Origin of the sequence: Vannielia litorea, assembly GCF_018424695.1 — a bacterium.
Taxonomy (GTDB): Bacteria; Pseudomonadota; Alphaproteobacteria; order Rhodobacterales; family Rhodobacteraceae; genus Vannielia; species Vannielia litorea_A.
The window spans coordinates 1-6,854 of record NZ_QTNQ01000128.1; the positions used below are offsets into that span (position 1 = coordinate 1).

At 70.5% G+C, this 6,854-nt stretch carries 4 protein-coding genes; all 4 read right to left on the reverse strand.

What is annotated here, in order from left to right; translation table 11 throughout:
* Positions 1 to 1,086 (reverse strand): RSP_2647 family RNA methyltransferase (locus DYI42_RS22530; protein ID WP_213549183.1); only part of this gene is annotated, 1,086 nt, incomplete at its 3' end.
* Between the two features lie 383 nt (positions 1,087 to 1,469).
* Positions 1,470 to 2,078 carry a DUF6778 family protein gene (locus tag DYI42_RS22535; protein WP_213549185.1) on the reverse strand — a complete coding sequence of 203 codons (609 nt, stop codon included), beginning with the start codon at positions 2,076 to 2,078 and terminating at the stop codon, positions 1,470 to 1,472.
* Between the two features lie 166 nt (positions 2,079 to 2,244).
* Positions 2,245 to 4,902, reverse strand: coding sequence for a CHAT domain-containing tetratricopeptide repeat protein (locus DYI42_RS22540; RefSeq protein WP_213549187.1), 2,658 nt, complete (start codon positions 4,900 to 4,902; stop codon positions 2,245 to 2,247).
* The coding region (locus tag DYI42_RS22545; RefSeq protein ID WP_213549189.1) for a CHAT domain-containing protein at positions 4,899 to 6,854 on the reverse strand (1,956 nt) is incomplete at its 5' end. The genes DYI42_RS22545 and DYI42_RS22540, both read right to left, overlap by 4 nt.

Consider the following 6,854-nt stretch of genomic DNA (forward strand, 5'->3'; position numbering starts at 1 on the left):
CCCGATGCCCCGTGCACAGGCATTGCCGAATTTGGCCACCTCAGCGGCATGCGAGCAGGAGCACAGCGTCAGGTAGCCCCCCGGCGCCACCAGCGGCGCGGCCAGCCGGGCGACCCGCTCATAGGCGCGCAAGCCCTGGGTCAGCGCCTTCTTGGAGGGGGCAAAGGCCGGCGGATCGCAGATCACCACGTCAAATTGCGCGCCCTCGCCCGCCAGGGCCTCCAGCACGGCAAAGGCATCGCCCTTCCGGGTCTCGAAGCGCGCCGCCATGCCCGCCGCATCGGCTCCCGCCTCCGCCAGCGCCAGCGCAGGCTCCGAGCCATCCACCGCCAGCGCCTGCTCCGCACCCGCCGCCAGCGCCGCAAGGGCAAAGCCGCCAACGTGAGAGAACACGTCGAGCACCCGCGCGCCCTTCGCCAACCCGGCGGTGAACGCGTGGTTGTCACGCTGGTCATAGAACAGGCCGGTCTTCTGCCCGCCCATCAGGTCGGCCATATAGGTCGCGCCATTCATCGGCACCGGCACCGGGCCCTCCGGGGCCACGCCGCGCGCCACCTCCAGCACCTCGGGCAGCCCTTCAAACCTGCGCGCCCGTCCCATGCCGTTGCGAATGATCGTGGCACAGCCCGTCACCTCTTCCAGCGCGCTGGCCAGCGCGTCAAACCGCACGTCGGCCCAGGCCGCGTTGGGCTGCACCACCAGCGCATCGCCGAAACGGTCGATCACCACGCCCGGCAACCCGTCGGCCTCGGCATGCACCAGCCGGTAGAACGGCGCGTCGAACAGGGCTTCGCGTAGCGCAAGCGCCGCCCTGAGACGGCGCGCAAACCAGGCCGCATCCACCTCCGCCGCGCAGTCCCGGTCGAGCACCCGCGCGACAATCCGGCTCTCCGGTGTCACCGCAACCAGCGCCAGCGGCGCGCGCTCGGCATCTTCCAGCACCGCAAGGCTGCCCGGCGCCAGCGCCTTGGTGCGGCGGTCCAGCACCAGCGCATCGGCATAGGCCCAAGGGTGCCCATGGCGGATCGCCCGGGCATCGGCCTTCGGTTTCAGTCGGATCGTGGGAAGGGGCGCGGCATCACTCATGCCGCCTCACCTACCGCCTCTCGCGGCGGGCGGAAAGAGAAACCCTGCTCAGACGCAGGGCGCAGCGATCAGCGATAGCTGCCGGTGGACCAGACAACCGCAGTCGCATCAAACTGCTGAACCGGCGTCACGCCCACAGGGGCTTGCGAACAGGCGGCCAGCGCAACAAGCGCCAGGGTCATCAGTGAAATCCTAGAGATCATCATCTGGTTGTTCCTTTCAGGCCAAACGCTCGGCCCCTACTGCTCGTTCCCCCTTATACGCGGAGCTCGCCGCCAATGGGGTGTTGTCTCATATTTTCGCACCGATTGCTTACGCGAGGGTAACCGTGGTGCAACACCGGCGGCATTCCGCTGCCACCGGCGCGTGTGCGCCGCCCCGCCTCACGCGGGGTGGCCCGAAAGCTCCTTCACGAAGGTATCGGCCAGATGTTGCGTGATCCGCACCTTCTGCCCCATTCCCTGCACCTCCATGGCCACGGCCTTGCTGCCGCCATAAGCCTTGAGGTCGGCCTTCTCAACCCGCTGTTCCAGAATCTCGCCGCTCTGCGGGTCGCGCAACGTGAGCTTGAACTTGATCGAGTGAACACCACCAAGGGTGTAGCGCGTCTTGTCGGTCAGCGAGTGAAAGCGCATCACCTCCACCTCCAGGTCCGCCGGCTGGCCCTCGGTGAGATGGCTCCGGCTGCGCCCGATCGCCTCTTCGAAGATCGCCTGCACCTGCGCCCAGCGGTTGCCCGGCGCATCGCCGCGCCAGACGATATCCGCATTCGGATAATAGGTATTCGCCTCCGACACCCGCAGCGTCTCGGGCACCAGAACGGTCACGCTGTCCACCCTGTAGGCCGGGCTCTGCTGCTGCACGCCATTGCCGGACCGGGCCGCCTCAAGCGGCGTGTCGCGGCTGGCGATCGGCACGCTGGAGTTCACGGCGCAACCGGCCATCGCCAGCACGGTGGCTGTCAGAGCGGCGGTTTTCATCACTGTCTTCATGGCCTCGATCCTCCGGGCACATCTCGCCCCTGATCTGCTGATGACAGAAGGCAACGCCGAAATTGGGGCGAGAATGAGAAAACTTTCGTAAGATTGTTCGCAATTTCGCAACAAACGGCCCCGCGCGGGGCGGATGCCCGGTCTTCGGGGCAGCGCCGCGCCGCCCTCAGCCGGGGTCGCCAACCAGGATGAACGGCGCCCAGAAGGCCGGGTGGCTCCACTTGTCCTGCTGCATCAGCGCCAGCATCGCCTGCCGCTGCGCCTCCGCCGCGCTCAAGGAAGGGTTGGCGGCGCGGCGGGCGAAGATGTCGGTCATCAGCGCCACCGCGCTCTGGCTCTCCACCGGCCAGTGGCTCACCAGCAAGGCCCGCGCCCCGGCATAGAAGAAGCCCTGCGCCAGCCCGCTCAGCGCCTCCGCGCCCGGCTTGCCGCCCACCGCCGTGTTGCAGGCGCTCAGCACCACCCAGTCGGCATTCAGCTTCAGCCGGACAATCTCGGACACCTTCAAGAAGCCGTCCTCCCCCGCGCCCGGGGTCAGGGCCAGCGCGGATTCATCCAGCACCGCGCCCTCCACCGCATCGCCCGTGATCAGCCCGTGGGTGGCAAAGTAGAGCACGCGGAAACGCTCCAGCGGGGCCGCCTTCAGCGCCGCCTCGCTCGCCGCCGCACCCTCGATCACCGCGTCCCCGCCCGCCGCCACTGCACGCGCCACCGCCCGCACCTCGCCTGCGGTTTCCGGCAGCGGCGCCAGCCCCGAGCGCAGCTGCGCCGTGCGCGCATTGCTCGCGGCGGCGCCCGCCCCGGCCCCGTAGTCCGGGTTGGCCACCCCCAGGAAGGGCTCGGGCGCACGCCCCAGCTCCTCGGCCAGCGCGGCAATGCGCAGCGACAGGACAGAGGGGATGACGGTAAAGGCATGGTGGCGCAGCAGCCAGTCCGCCTCGGCCAGCGCCCCCTCCGGCGCGCTGCGCAACAAAAGCTGCGGCGGAAGCGCCCCAACCGGGCCACGCAGCTCCACGTAGATATGGTCGATCCCCTCCAGCGCCGGGGCAACTTGGCCGAAGGTCAGCGCATAAAGCTCCGCCGCCGCCGCCCCGTCGAACTCGGGCGGTGCCTCGCCCGTGGCCGCCTTCAGCGCCAGCGCCGCGCGCACCCCAATCTTCAGCTCGATGCCCTGCCGCACCCGCTCCACAAGCGCCGCGATCTCCGGCTGCGCGGCGGGGATCGGGGCCCAGGCGGCGCTCTCGCGGGTGACAACGACAATCCGGCTCGCGCCATATTCGCCGCTCGGCACGTCGATCACCACCACCGCCTCCCCCGGCTTCAGGCTCTCGCGCACCTCCGCCGCTGAGGCCCGCCGCCCCTGCTTCAGCCCGGTCAGCCACGGATCAAGCTGGGCCAGCTCGGCCTGAAGCGTGGCAATCGTCTCCACCGTCACGGCCAGCTCGGCCTGCAGCGACTCCGCGTCGCCCGCCACCCGGTCTTCCAGCGGCAGGGCGTTGACGGCCAGCAGCGCCGCCTGCAGCTCGTTGCGGCGGCGGATCGCATCGGTATAGGCCCGGTCCGCCTCGCCCGCGCCCTCCAGGGCAAGCTGCAACCGCTGCTCCAGCAGGCTGGTCGAGGTCGAGGCGACCGACAGGAAGCTCGCCTGCACCGCCTCGAAGGCCTCCTCCGCGGCACTTGCGGCGCTCATCTCCCCGCTCGCCTCCGCCGCTGCCAGCGCGTCGAACCAGGGGGTGGACATCGCGGTGCCGATCTCGGCCGACCAGCGCGCAAGCTCCAGCGCGCGGGGCCAGTCGCCCTGCTCCATTGCCAATGTGGCGGCCCAGGTCAGCGGCTCCGACAGCGCCGGATGTGTCCGCCCCAGCACCTCCTCCATATTGGCGATCACGGTGTCGAGCAGTCCCGCCCCGATGTCGTAATACTGGCTCCCCGGCCCCTCGCGGGTGAGCACCAGCGCGATCATCGCGTTCACCTCGTTGGTCTGCCGCGCCTTGAAGCCATAAAGCGCCTCGGCCAGCTTGGCGCTTTCCAGCAGCACCTCCGAGGCCACGTCCACATAGCCCATCCGCCCGGCCAGCCGCCCCATTTCGTAAAGCAGGGTCTGCAACTGCGGGTGGGTGTTGCCAAAGGCCGCGCGGGTTGCCGGGACCGTCTCGGCATAGAGCATGATCGCGTCATCGTAATGCCCCAGCCCCTCGGCCATCCGCGCGGCATGCCGCAAGGCCGAGGCGCGGTGCCGCGCCGCGCGCATGCCCTCCACGCCCTTCAACCCCTCGGCCACCGCCCGGAACTCCGCCAGCGCCGCCTCGTATTCCCCCGTGCGCTCCAGCAGCCCCGCCACGTTGGAGCGAAACAGCAGCGTCGTCACCGCCTCCGGGCCCCAATGCGCGCGGGCAAACTCGTAGGCCTCCAGCGCATAGGGCATCGCCTCACCGGCGCGGCGGGCATTCGACAGACCCATCGCGAGGTTCATCCGCGCCCGCTGCGCCTCGGGGTGGTCACGGCCATGGTGGGTCACCCAAAGCGCCAGCACCGCCCGGCTGATCTCGATTCCTTCGGCCTGCCGCCCGAGGCGCTCAAGGATGTTGGCCACCAGCGCATGGTTCAGCAGCGCCCGCTCCGAGAACACGCCATAGGCCGCCTCAAGCGCCACCTGCACCGCCTCTGCGCGCGGCAGGGCCTCCTCGTAGCGACCCTCGGCATAAAGCTGAAACACCTCCTGCTCATCCGCATCCACCGCCGCCTGCTCTGCGCTCTGCTGGGCCATGGACGGCATCGGGGCGGTGAGCAGCAGCGCAAGCACCAGAGCCAGGAAGCGGATCATCGGTCAGGGTCTCCCACGAGGATGAAGGGCGCCCAATAGGCAGGGTGCCGCCACTCGGGCCTCGGCCCGTCGATCATCGCCAGCATCGCCTGCCGCTGCGCCTCCGCCGCGCTCAAGGATGGGTCGGCGGCGCGCCGGGCGAAGATGTCTGTCATCAGCGCCACCGCGCTCTGGCTCTCCACCGGCCAGTGGCTCACCAGCAGGCCCCGCGCTCCGGCATAGGTGAAGGCCTGCGCCAGCCCGCTCAGCGCCTCACCGCCCGCCCCGTCGCCCTGCGCCGTGTTGCAGGCCGACAGCACCACAAGGTCCGCGTCCAGCGTCAGCCCGGTGATCTCCGACACCGTCAGCAACCCATCCTCGCCACCGCCCCCAGTCAGCGCCAACGCAGGCTCCTTCATGGCGGTGCCCGCCACCACATCGCCGGTGACAAGCCCGTGGGTGGCAAAATAGAGCGTCCGGTAGCGGGCCAGCGCCGCCGCCTTCACCGCCGCCTCGCTGGCCGCCGCCCCGTCATGCAGGCCCGCCGCGCTGCCCCCCAAGGCCCGGGCCACCGCATGCACCTCGCCGGTCGTTTCCGGAAGCGGCAGCAGCGCACCGCCGAACTCGGGGTTGGAGAAGGCGAGGATCGGGGCCTTCTCGCCGCTGCCTTCCGCCCCGCGCGCCCCGCCCCGCAGCGCCGCGACCGAGGGGATCACCGTCACCGCCACATGCCGCACCAACCAATCCGCCTCTTCCAGCCGCTCCGCCTCGTTGCGGATCAAGAGCTGGGGCGGCAGTTGGGCAAAGGGGCCGCGCTGCAGCACGAACAGATGGTCCTTGCCCGCCAGCACCGGCTCCACGGCGGCAAAGCTCATCCGGTAAAGCCACGCGGCGGCGGGCAGGTGGAAGGCCTTCGGCGCCTCGCCCTGCGCCGGGGCCTTCAGCGCCGTCGCCGCCCGCACGCCCAACCGCAGGTCGATCGAGCCGCGCAGATCGGCCACCGCCGCCGCCAGCCCCTCCGCCTTCACGTAGATCGGCACGTAAATCGCCTGCTCCCGCGTGATCGCATGGATCACATGCGGATCGCCGGGGCGCGGTGAGTAATCCATCAGCACCAGCGCATCCCCCGGCCCGAGCAGCGCCTGCACCTCCTCGACCTCCAGCACATCCTCGCCCAGAAGCTCCGCCATGCCCGGAAGCTGGCCCGCCAGCGCCTGTTCCAGCCCGGCGATCCGCTCTGCCGTGGCGGCGATCTCTTCCCGCAGCCGCGCCTCCTGCGCGGCATCGCGCTGCGCCTTCGGGCGCCCCGCCATCTCGGCCAGCGCGCTGTGCAACTGCGCCTCGCGCCGCTCGGCATCGGTCAGCGCGCGATAGTCCCCGGCCCGCGCGCCCAGCGCCTTGCGATAGGCACTCTGCCGAAAGGCCGCGCCCGCCTCGCTGGCCAGAAACCTCTGCCCCACCCGGAACATCTCGCGCATCGCCCGCTCACCGCTGATTACCCCCGCCGTCAGCGCGTTGTCGATCATCCCGATCAGCACCTTGCGGCTCGGCGCGCGGGCCTGCTCGGCAGCCAGCGCCACCTCCAGCGCCTCCAGCGGCTCGCCGGCCTCGCGCAGCAGCGAGGAAAGGTCGAGCAGGGCCTTCCCCAGCTCGGGGTGATCGTCCGGCAGGATTTCCCGCAGCAGCGCCACCGCGTCGCGCTGGTCGGCCAGCCCGGCGGCGAATAGCTCCGACCCCACAGGCGCGCGGCAGCGCACGAGGGCGCGCAGTTGCAGGGTCTGGGCGTATTTCAGAGTGCGGGTGCCATAGGTTTCGATGGTCCGCGCCAGCGTGATCTCGACGAGATCATGCGCCTCCCGCGTCGCCCCCGACTGGTAGAGCCGCAGGGCCTGATCGCGCATCGTGCGCAGCGTGTCGGGATGGGCCGGGCCATGCGCCGCCTCGGTCACGGCAATGGCCTCCTGCCCCAGCCC

Excerpts from the sequence above, each read along its gene's own strand:
- DYI42_RS22535 (WP_213549185.1), bottom strand. The coding sequence starts at position 2,078 with ATGAAGACAGTGATGAAAACCGCCGCTCTGACAGCCACCGTGCTGGCG.
- DYI42_RS22540 (WP_213549187.1), bottom strand. The coding sequence starts at position 4,902 with ATGATCCGCTTCCTGGCTCTGGTGCTTGCGCTGCTGCTCACCGCCCCG.